Origin of the sequence: Pseudanabaena sp. 'Roaring Creek' (assembly GCF_001402795.1) — a bacterium.
Classification (GTDB): Bacteria; Cyanobacteriota; Cyanobacteriia; order Pseudanabaenales; family Pseudanabaenaceae; genus Pseudanabaena.
The window spans coordinates 1-646 of sequence record NZ_LIRE01000572.1 but is presented as its reverse complement, the minus strand read 5'-3'; the positions used below and the strand labels follow the sequence as shown (position 1 = coordinate 646).

Below are 646 nucleotides of genomic sequence, written 5' to 3'. Positions count from 1 at the left end.
CAGCCATCAGACTGGATGGACTGGTCTAGTAGCAAAACTCATCCAACAATCAAGTGAATATTCCGAGTGAATATTCTAATAAAAAACAGCTTACAGCAATTATCGATCAAACGAACCACAAGGAAATTTTTGAAAGCGTTGCGAAGCAACGCTTTCAAAAATTTCCTTGTCGATTTTCTGCGTGATTTTAGGAGTCCTGCAAACAGGGCTCATAGCAATCTCTAGAAATACTCTCTCCTTCAAACATTTACGCTTACATTTTGGGATGTGGTTGCAATTAGCCTTAGAGTTGCAATTAGGTGCAGATATCTTGGCAACAACTGTTGCTCCTAGCTTTGAAGTGCTTTACAAATTAGCGATCGTCGCTTTGATTCGCACCTTTTTAAACTACTTTCTCAATCGGGAGTTTGCCGAACAAACTCCTGAAGCAATTCATCTCCCATAATTTTTCAATGAGCTCTCGTCTGTACTAGGAAATAAAACCCAAGAATTAATTGGCGGCGCTTCGCGCCGCCAATTAATTCTTGGGTTCTGATTTGTCTTAATTCAAGTGACTGTGGCTATAAAAACTACAGCGCAAAGCACTCTAGTTTGAAAACCCAAGGATTGATTTTTGCGTGTTGCCTGCGTTAAGAACAATATGCGA

Annotated in this window: 1 protein-coding gene; it reads left to right on the top strand. The window is 40.1% G+C overall.

Translation table 11 applies throughout. The features are described from left to right. Positions 1 to 166: 166 nt before the first annotated feature. The gene (locus AC805_RS16450; protein ID WP_231663328.1) at positions 167 to 445 is read left to right on the top strand and encodes a DUF1622 domain-containing protein; all 279 of its coding nucleotides are present in this window, start codon (positions 167 to 169) and stop codon (positions 443 to 445) included. Positions 446 to 646 lie beyond the last annotated feature (201 nt).